Annotated in this window: 14 protein-coding genes; all 14 read right to left on the bottom strand. The window is 36.9% G+C overall.

The genetic code is table 11. The features are described 5' to 3' along the window. Nucleotide 1: 1 nt before the first annotated feature. Complete coding sequence (gene mreC, locus H8S40_RS06925; RefSeq protein WP_118723665.1) at nt 2-862, bottom strand: rod shape-determining protein MreC; 861 nt, start codon at nt 860-862, stop codon at nt 2-4. 2 nt (nt 863-864) lie between these two features. Beyond that, a complete protein-coding gene (locus H8S40_RS06920) occupies nt 865-1,884 on the bottom strand; it encodes a rod shape-determining protein (RefSeq protein WP_186864916.1) in 1,020 nt (339 codons plus the stop codon). Nucleotides 1,885-1,909: 25 nt separating this feature from the next. Beyond that, a complete protein-coding gene (radC, locus tag H8S40_RS06915; protein WP_118723666.1) occupies nt 1,910-2,596 on the bottom strand; it encodes a RadC family protein in 687 nt (228 codons plus the stop codon). 111 nt (nt 2,597-2,707) lie between these two features. After that, nucleotides 2,708-4,315 carry an NAD(P)/FAD-dependent oxidoreductase gene (locus H8S40_RS06910; protein ID WP_186864915.1) on the bottom strand — a complete coding sequence of 536 codons (1,608 nt, stop codon included), beginning with the start codon at nt 4,313-4,315 and terminating at the stop codon, nt 2,708-2,710. After that, nucleotides 4,302-5,531: a BaiN/RdsA family NAD(P)/FAD-dependent oxidoreductase gene (locus H8S40_RS06905; RefSeq protein ID WP_186864914.1), complete on the bottom strand. Its 1,230-nt coding sequence runs from the start codon at nt 5,529-5,531 to the stop codon at nt 4,302-4,304. The genes H8S40_RS06910 and H8S40_RS06905 overlap by 14 nt, the downstream gene beginning before the upstream one ends. A gap of 15 nt (nt 5,532-5,546) precedes the next feature. Further along, nucleotides 5,547-6,851: a methionine gamma-lyase family protein gene (locus H8S40_RS06900; RefSeq protein ID WP_186864913.1), complete on the bottom strand. Its 1,305-nt coding sequence runs from the start codon at nt 6,849-6,851 to the stop codon at nt 5,547-5,549. Further along, nucleotides 6,832-7,794 (bottom strand): tRNA (adenosine(37)-N6)-dimethylallyltransferase MiaA, encoded by a 963-nt coding sequence (miaA, locus tag H8S40_RS06895; protein ID WP_186864912.1) that lies wholly within the window; start codon nt 7,792-7,794, stop codon nt 6,832-6,834. Before miaA ends, H8S40_RS06900 begins: the two co-directional genes overlap by 20 nt. Before the next feature lies 1 nt (nt 7,795). Continuing rightward, the gene (gene mutL, locus H8S40_RS06890) at nt 7,796-9,793 is read right to left on the bottom strand and encodes a DNA mismatch repair endonuclease MutL (protein WP_186864911.1); all 1,998 of its coding nucleotides are present in this window, start codon (nt 9,791-9,793) and stop codon (nt 7,796-7,798) included. A gap of 12 nt (nt 9,794-9,805) precedes the next feature. Further along, nucleotides 9,806-12,448, bottom strand: coding sequence for a DNA mismatch repair protein MutS (mutS, locus tag H8S40_RS06885; protein WP_366482673.1), 2,643 nt, complete (start codon nt 12,446-12,448; stop codon nt 9,806-9,808). An 84-nt stretch (nt 12,449-12,532) separates the two neighbouring features. Further along, a complete protein-coding gene (locus tag H8S40_RS06880) occupies nt 12,533-12,949 on the bottom strand; it encodes a putative ABC transporter permease (protein ID WP_186864910.1) in 417 nt (138 codons plus the stop codon). 77 nt (nt 12,950-13,026) lie between these two features. Beyond that, entirely contained in the window at nt 13,027-14,496 is a 1,470-nt protein-coding gene (gene miaB / locus H8S40_RS06875; RefSeq protein WP_186864909.1) for a tRNA (N6-isopentenyl adenosine(37)-C2)-methylthiotransferase MiaB, read from the bottom strand. Nucleotides 14,497-14,633: 137 nt separating this feature from the next. Continuing rightward, the gene (locus H8S40_RS06870) at nt 14,634-14,816 is read right to left on the bottom strand and encodes a DUF4250 domain-containing protein (RefSeq protein ID WP_022076075.1); all 183 of its coding nucleotides are present in this window, start codon (nt 14,814-14,816) and stop codon (nt 14,634-14,636) included. Nucleotides 14,817-14,832: 16 nt separating this feature from the next. Further along, nucleotides 14,833-15,054 (bottom strand): DUF896 domain-containing protein, encoded by a 222-nt coding sequence (locus H8S40_RS06865; RefSeq protein WP_022076076.1) that lies wholly within the window; start codon nt 15,052-15,054, stop codon nt 14,833-14,835. 102 nt (nt 15,055-15,156) lie between these two features. Continuing rightward, nucleotides 15,157-15,528 (bottom strand): hypothetical protein, encoded by a 372-nt coding sequence (locus H8S40_RS06860; RefSeq protein WP_022076077.1) that lies wholly within the window; start codon nt 15,526-15,528, stop codon nt 15,157-15,159. Between the last annotated feature and the right edge of the window lie 14 nt (nt 15,529-15,542).

Below are 15,542 nucleotides of genomic sequence, written 5' to 3'. Positions count from 1 at the left end.
TTTACTTATTTTCTGTAATAGATGATTTTTTTGTTGTAATTACAAGAACTTCTTGAAGATTTTTAAAATCAACCGCCGGAGTAATATAGCCGGAACGAGTCAGATTATTAGAATCTACATTCACTTCACTTACATATCCGATCAAAATTCCCTGTAAGTATTTGTCGCTTATATACGATGTAACAATCTGTTCTCCTACATTAATTGTATTATCGTTATTTTCCATCTGTTCAAATCGTATTTTACCATCACTCATTAAAGAAAGGTCTCCTTCTACAATGCATCGGTCAGATGTAGATAAAACCATGGCACTTACGTTGCTAGAATCATCTATTATCGCACGTACCTTTGACCATGTCGGACCTGTTTCTGTAACAATACCTACAAGACCGGTTCCGGCAATTACATTCATATTTTTCTCAATTCCGTCCTTGCTTCCTTTATCTATTGTAAATGTACTGAACCAATTTCCGGAATCCTTTCCAATAACATGTGCTCCCACTTTTTCGTATTCAGCGTAATTCTGATCAAGTTTATAAAGTGCCTGCAAACGTTCCAATTCGTATTTATCTTCTTGCAGATTATTATTTTCTGTAATGAGATCATTCACCTGTTCTTTTAGTTTTTTGTTCTCTGTCTGAACCTCTTTTAGTGTTTTAAAGTTGTCATTCATGTCACCAAGCCATCCACCGATATGGTTGATTCCTTGTTGCATCGGAATCACCGTGACATTCGCCATAACTTTAAAAGGTCCGCGTACTTTGTCCGCAAATGTAGACAGCACCATAAGTAAAATACATACTAAGGCCAATCCAAACAGCCAATATCGATTTTTATGAGAATTTTTTTTTGTTTTCTTCATAATTATTCTAACCACCTATACCCTTTGTCTAACATTGAATATGTCAAGCGTCCATATCTCTTTTTGTCCTGAATAATCTCTCTTAATCCATTCATGCTGCACAATTCCGGATAATCTACTGTAGACACGCGCACGCCAACGCTTTCTTCAAGATATTCTGCAATTCCTCTTAAATTTGCCATCCCACCGGTAAGATAAATTCCGTTTTTTTTCAATTCTCTGAGAACGTCCGGTGGGATTCGTTGTATCATTGTCTGAATTGCATCAACGCAATCATCCATCTGTTCTTTGAGAGCGGCTCTGACTAACCCTATTGAGATATCTGTACGCTGTGGAAGTCCAAGGATTAAATTCCTTCCGGCAATCTGCATTTTAGATTTCGTATCTTCGCTAAATATTCCAAATGTCCTGCGTAATTGCTCAGCAGTTTTTCTTCCTATCAGAAAATCGCGGTTTCGTCTTACTAAATTAATGATTTCCTGATCAAATTGTTCTCCTCCAAACTTTAACAGACGATTCATTACAATACCACCATATGCAAGAACACTTAATTCCATCGTTCCTCCACCCATGTTTAATATCATAACTCCACCTGTCTGATATACATCTATTTTACAACCTATTGCATCTGCGATTCCACGCTCTACAACTGAAACAGACTTTGCTCGTGCAGAAGAATGATACACTAAATCGTAAAAAGCTCTTTTTTCAACCTCTGTTATATCAGTTGGAATTGCAATCACATATTCACTTCCGAAAAATTGTCTTTTTCTTAGAAGATTCTCTAAAAGATTCTGCATGTCACAAAAACGAGCAATTACGCCTCCCTGCATAGGAAATAGTACCTCGATATTTTGAGGTGCCTTCTCGTACATAGCGTACGCTTCATCTCCCACTGCAAATATCTCTGTTTGATTTTTAGTTGCAATTGCACTTTTTTCTTTCCAAATTTCATCTTTTCTTTCATCATATACTTTAATTTCGTAAGTGCCCAAATCCAGTCCGTAAATATTTCCGGCCATTGTTTATCCTTCCCCTAAATTTAAATTAAAAAAGTTTTTTCTCGCGCATACTGACGTAACAATTATTTCCAATAATGATATGATCTAACAGATTCACGCCTAGCAGCTCCCCTGCTTCCTGTATCTGCTTTGTAATGATAATATCCTCTTTGCTCGGTGTCGGATCTCCACTTGGATGATTATGAAGCAATATAATAGAAACGGCACCTTTTTGCAATGCCTCTATAAATAATTCTCTTGGAGAAATAATAGCTGCATTGACTGTTCCTTTTGAAATAATTGTCTCGCCGATTAATTTTGTCTTAGTATTAAGCAGTAATAATTTCATATGTTCCTGCTTCTCATGGCGCAAATCTTCCATGTAATATCTGGCAATAGATTCAGGAGAATTAAAGTTTAATTCTTCTTCTGCCGAAGCTTTTGAAAGACGTTTTGCCAATTCAGATAAACACAAAATTTGTATTGCCTTTACTCTCCCGATTCCCTTCATATGAATCAACTGCTCATATGACCAGCGATGGATATTTAAAATTCCACCTTTAAATGAATCTGGATATAATATTTTTTTAGCAAGCTGAAGCGAATTTTCCCCTTTCGTTCCGGTTCGAAGCAAAACCGCCAGTAATTCAATATTTGTTAAATGTTTTGCTCCAAATCTTTCACACTTTTCATAAGGACGCTCTTCTGTGTTTAATTCTTTAATTTTTTCCATGGTATTTTCTACCGATGATACAAATTATAATATACACCGACTCATTTTAGCACAAAAAAATAATGATGTATAGTTTCACCAAATTAAAAATTGTGAAAATTTTGTAACGTCTTATGATGAAAACGGCTTAAATTTTTTTATAATTGCCTCTGCTACTTTCATTCCATCCATTGCTGCAGAAGTAATCCCCCCTGCATATCCTGCACCTTCTCCACATGGATAAATACCTTTACATGTGCTCTCAAAAGACTCTTCCCGTAAAATTTTAACCGGTGATGATGTTCTGCTCTCTACACCAGACAACAATGCATCTTCTCTTGCAAACCCATGAATTTTATGATCCATATTTAAAATTCCCTGTTCAATTGATTTGGCAAGTTCATCCGGGAAAATAGCACGGACATTAGCTAAACGATAATTTCCCTTCATCTGTGGATGTATATCACCAAGTTTTTCTGTCGGTATATTGTCACAAAAATCTTTATAGCACTGTACTGGGATATTTCCCTGACCAATTTGATATGCACGTTCTTCCAAATTTCTTTGGAACGCTATTCCGGCAAGTGGCGAATCGGATTTATAATCCTGTGGTGTAACTGTCACAATTACCGCACTATTGGCATTTTCTCCTAAACGATCATGATAACTCATTCCATTTACTGCAAGTTTCCCATCCTCTGATGAGGCATTCACAACATATCCTCCGGGACACATACAAAATGTATAAACGCCTCTTTTGTTTTCTAATTGTGTCGTCAGTTTATATGCTGCTGCCGGAAATAAATCTGCCATTTCTTTTCCATATTGTGCTTCCTGAATCATTTTTTGCGGATGTTCAATACGAACACCTACAGCAAATGATTTTGCCTGCATAGGAATCCCTTCATCGTATAAAACCTGAAAAGTATCTCTTGCACTATGTCCAATCGCAAGGATCAAAGCATCACAATCTATTTTTTCTGAATTATTTATTATGATTTGTTTTAAGTATCTGTCACTTTTTTCAGACCCATTAAAAATAAAATCCGTTACCTGTGCATGAAAGCGTACTTCACCACCAAGTGAAAGGATTTCACGACGCATATTTGAAACAACGCAAGCCAATACATCCGTTCCGATATGAGGCTTTTGCTCATAAAGAATTGCTGGATTGGCTCCAAACTTCACAAATGTTTCTAAAACGAAATTATTTCTGCCAAATTTATCCTTGACAAGTGTGTTGAGTTTCCCATCAGAAAAAGTTCCTGCACCGCCCTCACCAAATTGGACATTTGATTTTGGATTTAGAATGCCTGTATTCCAGAATTTTTCTACATCCTGCATTCTTTCTTCTACCGGAGCCCCACGTTCAACCAAGATTGGTTGATATCCTTGCAATGCCAATGAGTACGCACAGAAAAGCCCCGCCGGACCAGCCCCGACTATAATCGGACGATGTCGTAACTTCATTGTTCCGGCTTTTGGAAATCCATATGATTTTTGAGAAACTTTTTGAACTTTATTCTTTGCTTTTTTTAAAATACGTTCTTCATTTTTTACTTGAAAATCAATGGCATATGAATAAAAAATAGTCGGCTTTTTTCTTGCATCAATAGAACGTTTATGAATATGATATTCTAACAATTCCTCTTCTTTTAAATGCAATGTCGTAAGCAATAATTTTTTTAACTCCTGTTCTGTGTGATCAGGAGCTAATTTCAACTGATTAATTCGAAGCATTTCCTGCTGCCTCCCTCCCTGCGACAAATCCACTTGACCATGCCCATTGTAAATTATATCCTCCACAAATTCCATCCACATCAAGAAGTTCTCCTGCGAAATAAATTCCCGGAACATAGTTTGATTCCAAAGTATCAGGATTAATCTCCGTTGTATCAACACCTCCACAACAGATCTGTGCCTGTTCGAATGCATTTGTCTCTGTAATATGTGTTCGTAAATGCTGGATCAACAGTACTAATTTTTCAAGTTGTTCCCCGGACAGGTCAGACACTCTCATTTCTTTTGGCAACCGTGAAAGCCGAATCCACAGTTCACAAAGCTTTTTAGGGAATATTCCGGTAAAAAACTCATCTAGTGTTTTGTGTGGGCACAAAGTAATTCGTTCTTGTAAAAATGATAAAAATTCATCTTTATTCATATCCGGCATAAAATTCAAAACAGCTGTAACTGACTGTTTTTGATATATAGCCTTTGCCGCATAGCGACTTACCTGAAATACCGGAATGCCGGAAATACCATAATTCGTCAACTGGATTTCCCCTGTATCTGATGCAAGGGAAATGTCATCCGCATAAATTTCAACAGTTCCTTGAACCCTCACCCCTGAAATACTTTTATAAAATTTCTCTGCACATCGAATCTGAACAAGTGCCGGAAGCACCGGAACGATTCTATGACCAAATAGTTTTGCTAATTGATATCCTGAACCATCTGATCCTGTCACCGGTGCTGCCTTTGATCCACAAGCAAGAATAACACTGTCTACGGTGATTGTTTTTTTATCGGTAGTAACGCGAATTCCTCTTTTTACCGGTTGAATATCTAAAACATTTATTTCTGTCATGACACAAATATTTAATTTTGCGATTTCTATCTGTAATACCTCCAGTATAGCAGCCGCCTGATCAGAATACGGATACAAATAGCCATTTCTATCCTTTGGATAAATCCCAAGTTCTTTAAAAAATGAAATTGTTTTTTCTACATTAAATTTTTGAATGATATTCCATGCAAAATCTCTGTTATCTGAACGATAACATGCAGGTGTCTGATAAGTATTTGTGAAATTACAACGTCCATTTCCGGTTGATAAAATCTTTTTCCCAATTCGGTCTTTATGTTCCAGAATGGTTACCTTTACTCCCTCACGTGCGGCAGTGATTGCAGCCATCATTCCGGCTGCACCACCTCCGATTACTGCGACATGTCTCATTAATCTATCCTCTGACTACAAATTTTTTAATTGTTCTTCTGTTACAATACCTACCGATACAAGTTGCTGCAAAGATTGTAAAATTCCCAGCTTTGCATGTGGCCATGTAAGACCGCCCTGAAAATATACAGCATATGGTGGTTTAATAGGACCATCCGCACTTAATTCGATTGAAGACCCTTGCACAAATGCTCCTGCTGCCATAATCACATCGCTGTCATATCCAGGCATTGCCCATGGCACCGGTGTTACAAAACTGTCCACTGGTGCAGCGGCCTGGATTCCCTTGCAAAATGCGATCACGCCATCAGCTGTTCCTAATTCAACAGCCTGAATAATATCATGTCTGGATTCCTGACCATTCGGAATCACTCCAAAACCAAGACGTTCATATATATTCGCAGCAAATACAGCTCCTTTGATGGCACTGCTTACAACGGTTGGTGCCAGGAAAAATCCTTGATAAAATGACTGCATTACACCAAGCGATGCTCCAACTTCTTTTCCAAGTCCTGGTGAAGTAAGACGATACGCACAGTTTTCGATCAGATCACTGCGTCCTGCCACATATCCACCGATTGGTGCAAGTCCACCACCCGGATTTTTGATCAAAGAACCAACTATCATATCTGCCCCAACATCACTTGGTTCAATCGTCTCGACAAATTCCCCATAACAGTTATCAACCATACAAATTACATCTGGTTTTATCTTTTTTACAAATGCAATCAATTCACCGATTTTTTCTACTGAATAACTAGGACGTGTCTGATAACCTTTTGAACGTTGAATCGTGATCAGTTTTGTTTTCTCGTTGATTGCTTTCTCAATGGCGGGATAATCAAAATAACCATCTTCCAAAAGTTCAACCTGACGATATGTAATCCCGTATTCAGCAAGAGAACCTTTTGATGGACGAATTCCAATTACCTCTTCCAAAGTATCATAAGGTTTTCCAACCGGAGAGAGGAGTTCGTCTCCCGGACGTAAATTTGCGGATAGTGCAAGTGCAAGCGCATGTGTTCCACAAGTAATTTGTGGACGAACCAATGCTGCTTCTGTATGGAACGTGTCAGCATAAACCTGCTCTAAAGTATCACGTCCCTGGTCGTTGTATCCATATCCGCTTGCATAGTGAAAGCAGCCTTCATTGACACGATTTTTTTGCATCGCATGAAGAACCTTTAATTGATTATATTCTGCTACCTTGTCAAAATTTGCAAATCGTGATTTCAACTCTTGCTCGATTCTATTTCCGGCATCAAGCACCACTTTTGATATTCCTAAATTTTGATACATTTCATCCATTATTGTATTCATTTATAATTCCTCTTTCTTTCAATTCCTGAAGCATTGCTTTTAGAATTCTTTCTTCGTTATAATCATATTCTTTTTTATCAATCCACGTAACATCGGATTCTCTTTTAAACCATGTGATTTGTCGCTTTGCAAAATGTCTTGTATCCCGCTTGATAATTTCAACAGCCTCTTCCAACGAGCACTTATTATCTAAGTAATCTAACATTTCTTTATATCCAAGACCTTGCATGGAAACCATATCTCTTGTATAACCTTTTTCTTTTAAAGACTGTACTTCTCTTACCAGACCTTCATTTATCATCTGATCCACACGAAGATTAATTTTCTCATATAAATGTGCTCTCTCATCGTTCAATACAAAATAAGAGAAATTATATGGAGATACTTTTTTTCGTTGTTCTTCATTATGCTCTGATATTTTTTCTCCGGTTTGATGAAAATATTCTAATGCACGAATGACACGTTTTACGTTATTGGCGTGAATGTCCTGTGCCGATTTTTCATCTACTTCCCGTAAACGGTCATGAAGATATTCTGCACCTTTTGTTTGTGCCAGTTTTTCCAGTTCTTCTCGATAAGACGTATCTTTTTCATTTTCTGAGAAATCAATATCATACAAAACCGCCTGAATATAAAATCCAGTTCCTCCTACGAGGATTGGTATTTTCCCTTTCTCATAGATTTTCTGTATTGCCTGTTTTGCCATCTGTTGAAAAAGAACAACGTGAAATTCTTCATCCGGCTCCAAGATATCTACAAGATAATGTGGAATTCCATCCATTTCCGAAGGCTTTATTTTTGCTGAACCAATATCCATTTGCTTATAGACCTGCATGGAATCAGCAGAAATAATTTCCCCGCCAATTGCTTTGGCAAGACCGATAGATGCTTTTGTTTTTCCAACAGCCGTTGGTCCTGTTAAAATAACTAAAGGTTTTTTCATATTATACAATCCTCTTGAATTTTTTCTCCAATTCTTTTTTTGACATTGCAATAATCGTAGGACGACCATGTGGACAATGATACGGATTCTCCAATTCTAATAGTTCACCGATTAATGCGTCAACTTCTTGTGCTGATAATCGGTTATTTCCTTTTACAGCCGCTTTACATGACATAGATGCTACTTTTTCATCAATGATATCCGGTGTCATATTGGTGCTAAGACCATCTGCCAGATTGTCCAGCATTTCCATAAAAAGCTCTTTTTTTGCAATGCTAAATAAATTTGCAGGAACCGCACGTATCGCATATTCCTCGCCCCCGAACGGCTCGATTTCAAAACCTATACGCTCAAAACGTTCTTTATGTGTCTTAAGCAGTTCTGCTTCCTGCATAGAAAGTGTCAGTATGATCGGAGGACTTAAATACTGTGAGGTAAACTCCCGGTTTTTCATTTCTTTTAAAGTCCGTTCATATAAAACACGTTCATGAGCGGCATGCTGGTCTATAATATAAAGATTATCCTGAAATTGAACAAGCCAGTAGGTATCAAATACTTGTCCAATCAGACGATACTCTGCCCGGACCTCCCGTTTTAATAACTTTTCTTCAAATAAATTCAGTTGCTCTGGTTTCTGGACTACCGGTGTCTCATTTATCTTATATGTTGTAGCTTCACGAACCGAAGTCTGTATCCGTTTTTTCTGTTCTTCCGGTCTGAAAATCTTTTTCTGATCTTTCACCTCTGCTGAAGAATTCCGATTATGATAAGACATAACACGCTCTCTCATTTTACGGATAAAGTAATCCTCGTTATGAGGTTCCTCTTTCACCGGCTCTGGCACTGTCTGTGCCGCAGAATCTCTCGGTGTTGTCGCAATCGAAACTGAAGCTTCCTTTGAATCGGATGGGATTGCTCGTCTTACAAGTTTAAGATCCGGTGACGGAGTCTTCTTTTTTTCCTGAACAGGCGATGTCAATGGTTCTGGAACTTCCACCTGTGGAATCAATTCCGGTTCTAATAATTGTCGATGTATTGCTTCAAATACGGTTTTATATACTTCTTGTTGATTTTGAAAACGAAGTTCCATCTTTGTCGGATGCACATTTACATCTACTGTTTCTGTATCCACCTGGAAATGCAATACTACAAATGGAAATTTATGTTGCATCATGAAATCTTTATACGCATCTTCAACAGCTCTTGAGATCATCGTACTTTTTACATAACGTCCGTTCACAAAAAATGTCTCAAAATTACGATTTCCTCTTGTGATCAAAGGTTTCCCAAGATACCCGGTAATATGAATGCCTCCTTGCCGATAATCCAATTCCAGTAAATTAGATGCAACATCACGTCCATAAATATTATAGATCACATCCTTTAATTTTCCGCTTCCGGAAGTTCTAAGCTTCTCTTGATTATTATTTAAAAATCGAAATGCAACTTCCGGATGAGATAATGCCAATCGTATTAACAAATCTTGTACATGTCCCGCTTCTGTCATTGCAGTTTTTAAAAATTTGCGTCTTGCAGGGACATTATAGAATAACTGTCTTATTATAAAAGTTGTTCCGTCAGAAGATCCGGCTTCATCTAATGAAAGTTCTTGTCCGCCTTCAATTACATATCTTGTTCCAAGTATAGCCTCTTTTGTTTTTGTGATTACTTCCACCTTTGTAACTGCCGCAATGCTTGATAATGCCTCTCCTCTAAATCCAAGAGATGTAATGTGAAGCAAATCCTCCACATTACGGATCTTACTTGTAGAATGACGCAAAAATGCATTGCGGATATCTTCTTTCATAATACCACTTCCGTCATCGGTAATACGGATCAATGAGATTCCACCTTCTTCGATCTCAATTGTAACATGTGTTGCTCCGGCATCAATCGCATTTTCTACAAGTTCTTTCACAATAGAAGCCGGTCGTTCAATCACTTCCCCAGCGGCAATTTTATCAATTGTAACCTGATCTAATACTTGAATATGCTGCATTATGTACTCCTTTTACCAGCGATTTTTTAATTTGTTCTGAAGTCTGTAAATGGTATTTAAGGCATCGATTGGAGTCAGATTACCTACATCAATAGATTTCAGTTCTTCAAGAACATCATCGTCTTTTACTGTATCGAATAAAGAAAACTGTGCAATATCTACTTCATCATATTTTTTAGACTTTGTTTTTTTCTTTGCTTCAGCCTCTCTGGAAGCAATTTCACTGACACGTGAAGTAATATCTTCATCCGCCAGTTCCTCTACGATTTCTTTTGCTCGATTGATTACAATATCCGGAACTCCTGCCAGTTTTGCTACCTGAATACCATAACTCTTGTCTGCTCCGCCTTTTACAATCTTTCGCAAAAATACGATATCATCACCCTTTTCTTTCACCGCGATACAATAATTGTTTACATTGTTGATTTTTCCTTCTAACTCTGTTAGCTCATGATAATGTGTTGCAAATAATGTTTTCGCGCCAAGTAATTTTGCATCACTGATATATTCTACAACTGCCCATGCAATAGAAAGGCCGTCAAATGTACTTGTTCCTCGACCAATTTCATCCAATACAAGCAGACTCTTACTTGTAGCATTTCGTAAAATATTAGCTACTTCCGTCATCTCTACCATAAATGTACTTTGTCCTGATGCAAGATCATCTGAGGCTCCGACTCTGGTAAAAATACGATCCACAAGTCCAATGTTTGCTTTAGAAGCAGGCACATAAGAGCCAAGCTGTGCCATCAGCACAATAAGGGCAACTTGTCTCATATATGTAGATTTACCAGCCATATTCGGACCTGTAATAATAGAAATCCTCTGCTTTTTATCATCCAGCACGGTATCATTGCAAATAAATGAGCCATTTGGAATCATCTGCTCTACAACTGGATGTCGCCCATCTTTAATATCAATTTTTCCCTGAACATTGATTGTAGGGCGGATATAGTTATTGCGTTCTGCAACAAGTGCAAGTGATGTAAACACATCCAATGCTGCAACGGCTTTCGCTGTTTTCTGAATTCGGATAACTTCTCCTGCAATCGTATCTCGAACAGTACAATATAATTCATATTCCAGTGCATAAAGTTTATCTTCTGCACCTAAAATAGTGTCTTCCAGTTCTTTTAATTCAGATGTAATATATCTTTCCGAATTTGCCAGTGTCTGTTTACGGGTATAATATTCCGGCACAAGCTCTTTATAAGAATTTGTTACTTCCAAATAATATCCAAACACTTTGTTATATTTAATCTTTAGGTTTTTAATTCCTGTCTTTTCACGTTCCTGCTCTTCCAGTTTCGCAAGCCATGTTTTTCCATCCGATTTTGCACGACGAAGTGTATCTACTTCCTCGCTGTAGCCATCGCGTATAATATTTCCTTCTTTCATAGCAATTGGTGGTTCTTGTGCAATTGCTGATTTTACAAGGGAACATAAATCCTCCAGCGTATCCATTTCTTTACAAATCTCACATAACAAGTCGGATTTCATATCTTCTAATATATAATGGATAGCCGGCAGCATTTCCAATGATGTTGAAAAAGCAGTAAGATCTCGCGGATTGGCTGAGCCATACGTAATTCTTGTAATCAATCTTTCTAAGTCATATACAGGAGATAAATACTCTCTGATCTCTTCTCTGGAAATAGCCTCTTCTTTTAATTCTGTAACAGCATCCAGACGACGTTCTATTTCGGTACGCTCAATCAACGGTTGTTCAATATATTTTCGTAATGTTCTAGCACCCATAGCTGTTTTGGTTTTATCCAATACCCATAATAAGGAGCCTCTTTTTTGTTTCTCACGTAAAGTTTCACATAACTCCAGATTCCGTCTTGTAGAACTATCCAGCATCATATATTTTCCGGTCGTATACGGTGTGATATGTGTCATATGGGACAGATCATTTTTTTGTGTTTCCAATAAATATTGAAGCAGTGCCCCCGCACTGATCACTCCACAATCATAATCCGAAAGTCCAAGTCCTTGCAGCGAAGACACCTTGAAATGTTCCATTAATTTAGATTTACAAATTTCATCATCAAAATACCATGATTCCAATGAATAAATTGTAATTCCAAGTCGATTTTTCATATCTTCAAGATCCATTCCACTCATATAGAATGATTCATTGCAAATAATTTCTGACGGCATAAATTTAAAAATTTCATCTTTTAATTTTTGTCCGTCCGGCAGTTCTGTCACAAAATAATCTCCGGTAGTTACATCTGCAACTGACAATCCATAGCGATCCGCAATGTATACAATACACATAATATAATTATTCTTGCTCTCGTCAATTGCGGCTGCATCCAAAATAGTTCCAGGTGTTACAATTCGCACTACTTCACGCTTCACAATACCTTTTGCCTGTTTTGGATCCTCAACCTGCTCACAGATTGCTACTTTATATCCTTTAGATACTAATTTTGTCAAATATCCATCTACTGCGTGATAAGGAACTCCGCACATTGGTGCACGTTCTTCCATCCCACAATTCTTTCCTGTCAATGTGATTTCTAATTCTTTGGATGCAGTCAATGCATCATCAAAAAACATCTCATAGAAATCACCTAATCTATAAAATAAAATGCAGTCCGGATATTGAGACTTTGTCTCCATATATTGCTGCATCATCGGTGTCATTTCAGCCACTTATTACGCCATCCTTTCAATTCAAATTAATGTATCTCAAAAGAAATCCAATTTATTATAACATTTTTCGACTTTTTATAAAACATGGATATGTGGTTTTTTTTCACCACAAATAAAGTGTAAAAAATACGCTGATAAATAAATCGCTATCACGCATAACCCGGAAAATAAAATAATGAATGCAAAACAAATTTGTCCAAGAAGATGAAACGGCTGATCCGAATAATCCCATACATTCAGCTTCAACCATTTATTTACAATAATTCCTGTAATAAATTCTCCTGCTGTAACAAAGATTGAACATCTTACTACCTGCATCCACAATGGGTCCTCCCACTTTGTCCACACTCCCTGCTGCCCACAAAACATCATGCAGATTCCTCCCAGCACAAACATAGACCAATGTGAAAAACCTCGAAAAATTACTTCTATTCCATAATATAACATTCCGCCTAAAGCCCACAATCCAGTATATTCTTTTAATCTTTTCATGCAAAAACGTCCTCCTATATAGTTTTGCTACATAGTTTGGACGTTTTTGGTAAAAATATTGCCCGAAAAATTTTTTCTTAAGAAACGATTTCTCCCATATAATAAAATCCATGACATTCTTTGAGTTCAACATCAACTAATTTTCCAATCAATGAAGCATCTCCCGGAAAATGAACAAGCAGATTGTTGCTCATACGACCTGTCACCAGATGCTCGTCATGATCATTTTTGGTTTCAACAAGAACACGCTGTATCGTTCCTTTATGTACACTGCACACTTCTGCTGAGATTGTCTGGACTTCTTTTAACAGACGATCAAAACGATCTTTCATGACCTCCGGTGAAATCTGGTCTTCAAGTACGGCAGCAGGAGTTCCTGTACGCTTTGAATATTGGAATGTAAAGGCACTGTCATAGCGCACCTTACGTACTACATCCAACGTTTCCTGAAAATCTTCTTCTGTCTCTCCCGGAAATCCAACAATAATATCTGTTGTAAGTGAAATATCCGGAATTGCCTTTTTGATTTTCTCTACCAGTAATAAATACTGTTCTTTTGTATACCTTCTATTCATCTTCTTTAAGATATCTGTACTTCCTGATTGAACCGGTAAATGAAGGTGTTTACAGATTTTTTTTGAATGTGCCATTACTTCAATCAGTTCATCTGATAAATCCTTTGGATGGGAGGTCATAAAACGGATACGTTCAAGCCCTTCTATTTTTTCAATCTCCTGTAAAAGTTGAGCAAATGTCATTGGCTCATCCAGATTTTTCCCGTATGAATTTACATTTTGTCCAAGAAGCATGACTTCTACTACTCCATCAGCAACCAGCTTCTCTATCTCTCGAATAATATCTTTCGGATTACGGCTTCTTTCTCGTCCACGCACATAAGGTACAATACAATAGCTGCAGAAATTATTACAGCCAAACATAATATTTACACCAGATTTGAATGAATACTTACGATCTGTCGGCAAATCTTCAACAATTTTATCCGTATCCTTCCAGATATCGATCACCATACGTTCTGATTCAAAGCATGTTACAATCAGTTCTGCAAATTTATAAATATTATGGGTTCCAAAAATCAGATCAACAAATCTGTAACTCTTCTTTAACTTTTCTACAACTTCCGGTTCCTGCATCATGCATCCGCATAATCCAATCATCATATGTGGGTTCTTCTTTTTAATGCGGTTAAGCTGTCCAAGACGTCCATAAACACGCAGATTCGCATTTTCACGAACAGTACAGGTATTATAAATAACAAAATCTGCTTTATTTTCATCTGTTTCTTCTTTATAACCCATCTGTTCAAGAATACCAAGCAATTTTTCAGAGTCTTTCGCGTTCATCTGACAACCAAAAGTGTTTACACAGACATAAAGAGGGCGATCTAATTTTTCGCTCAACTCGGCAACATACGCTCTCCCTTTTTTGATAAAATAATACTGGCGCATAGGCTCTTCAATTGGTGCTTCTTCACTTATATCAATCTCTTCTAATATTTTTTCTATTTCTTTATTGTTATTATATTCCATCGTTTTCCAATGTTCCTTTCAATATTAAGACGATATTATATTATACGTTACAAAATGTTTTTTTTCAACTGCTTTTCTAATATATAAAACGGCAGGCTTACGAAATAACTTTTCGCAAACCTGCCTTTGTCCTATCATTAAACAAATTGATTACGGTTACTATCATAGAAATAATCAATCGCATTTAATTTTGATTCTATCTCTTCTTTTGCAACATTCATATCATCACACAATACATTTAGGTCGTGATATTGATCTCGTAATTTTGTATTTACGACACTTAACAACATAACCGGATCCCCCGGAAGTCCATTTAACATAATTCAAACACCCTTCCTAGTTTCCAATTTTTCTTCCGTATTTTTCACCAAGGTTTATGATACTTCCATCTTTTTCCTTGATATCGATATTATTTAACTGGCTGCGCAGGTTACCGCGAATACTTTCCAGATACTCCTGTCGTAAAAGTTTCTGTTCTTTTTTCTCGGATTCTGTCAGTCCTTCTGCTTTTGATTTTCTATATAATTCATTAATTCTTGCTATCTTTCGCTCATCCATTGTAATTCCTCACTTTACTTTTCCATGTAAATTTCTCGTAAACATAACTATACTACACTATTTTTTTTATTTCGTCTACCCGTCTGCCAAAATTCTCTACTCTCAGCTTGAATAGTTTTCTAAAAATTGATATAACTCCTCTGCACTTTCAATATACATTGAATTCATTACTTTTTCCTGTATATCTTTAGGAAGTGAATTTATCGGAATATCGGTTACTTCATATACCGTTTTATGGTCATCACAATATACGACAATATATCCTTGCAGGGAAGAAATATAATACCCGTTATTTTTTACTGCATCCCCTTTTGTGCTGATGCTTCCTGATTTTTCAATACGTTCTGTCAGCATCTGTTCCTTACTCTGTTGAGCTTTTGTATTCGTATACTTATAAGTCAATTGATATCCTACTGTAATTACACTAAATACTATTAAAATAATAGAAAAAAAGCCAATAAAATATTTTCTCATAGGATCTCTCCTTT

Origin of the sequence: Ruminococcus hominis (genome assembly GCF_014287355.1) — a bacterium.
Lineage (GTDB): Bacteria > Bacillota > Clostridia > Lachnospirales > Lachnospiraceae > Schaedlerella > Schaedlerella hominis.
The sequence above is the reverse complement of the archived record's forward strand: the minus strand, read 5'-3'. Positions and strand labels throughout refer to the sequence as shown.

Excerpts from the sequence above, each read along its gene's own strand:
- H8S40_RS06905 (WP_186864914.1), bottom strand. The coding sequence starts at position 5,531 with ATGAGACATGTCGCAGTAATCGGAGGTGGTGCAGCCGGAATGATGGCT.
- H8S40_RS06860 (WP_022076077.1), bottom strand. The coding sequence starts at position 15,528 with ATGAGAAAATATTTTATTGGCTTTTTTTCTATTATTTTAATAGTATTT.
- mutS (WP_366482673.1), bottom strand. The coding sequence starts at position 12,448 with ATGACACCGATGATGCAGCAATATATGGAGACAAAGTCTCAATATCCG.
- H8S40_RS06880 (WP_186864910.1), bottom strand. The coding sequence starts at position 12,949 with ATGAAAAGATTAAAAGAATATACTGGATTGTGGGCTTTAGGCGGAATG.
- miaB (WP_186864909.1), bottom strand. The coding sequence starts at position 14,496 with ATGGAATATAATAACAATAAAGAAATAGAAAAAATATTAGAAGAGATT.
- radC (WP_118723666.1), bottom strand. The coding sequence starts at position 2,596 with ATGGAAAAAATTAAAGAATTAAACACAGAAGAGCGTCCTTATGAAAAG.
- H8S40_RS06865 (WP_022076076.1), bottom strand. The coding sequence starts at position 15,054 with ATGGATGAGCGAAAGATAGCAAGAATTAATGAATTATATAGAAAATCA.
- mutL (WP_186864911.1), bottom strand. The coding sequence starts at position 9,793 with ATGCAGCATATTCAAGTATTAGATCAGGTTACAATTGATAAAATTGCC.
- H8S40_RS06910 (WP_186864915.1), bottom strand. The coding sequence starts at position 4,315 with ATGCTTCGAATTAATCAGTTGAAATTAGCTCCTGATCACACAGAACAG.
- H8S40_RS06900 (WP_186864913.1), bottom strand. The coding sequence starts at position 6,851 with ATGAATACAATAATGGATGAAATGTATCAAAATTTAGGAATATCAAAA.
- mreC (WP_118723665.1), bottom strand. The coding sequence starts at position 862 with ATGAAGAAAACAAAAAAAAATTCTCATAAAAATCGATATTGGCTGTTT.
- H8S40_RS06870 (WP_022076075.1), bottom strand. The coding sequence starts at position 14,816 with ATGTTAAATGGACTTCCGGGGGATCCGGTTATGTTGTTAAGTGTCGTA.
- H8S40_RS06920 (WP_186864916.1), bottom strand. The coding sequence starts at position 1,884 with ATGGCCGGAAATATTTACGGACTGGATTTGGGCACTTACGAAATTAAA.
- miaA (WP_186864912.1), bottom strand. The coding sequence starts at position 7,794 with ATGAAAAAACCTTTAGTTATTTTAACAGGACCAACGGCTGTTGGAAAA.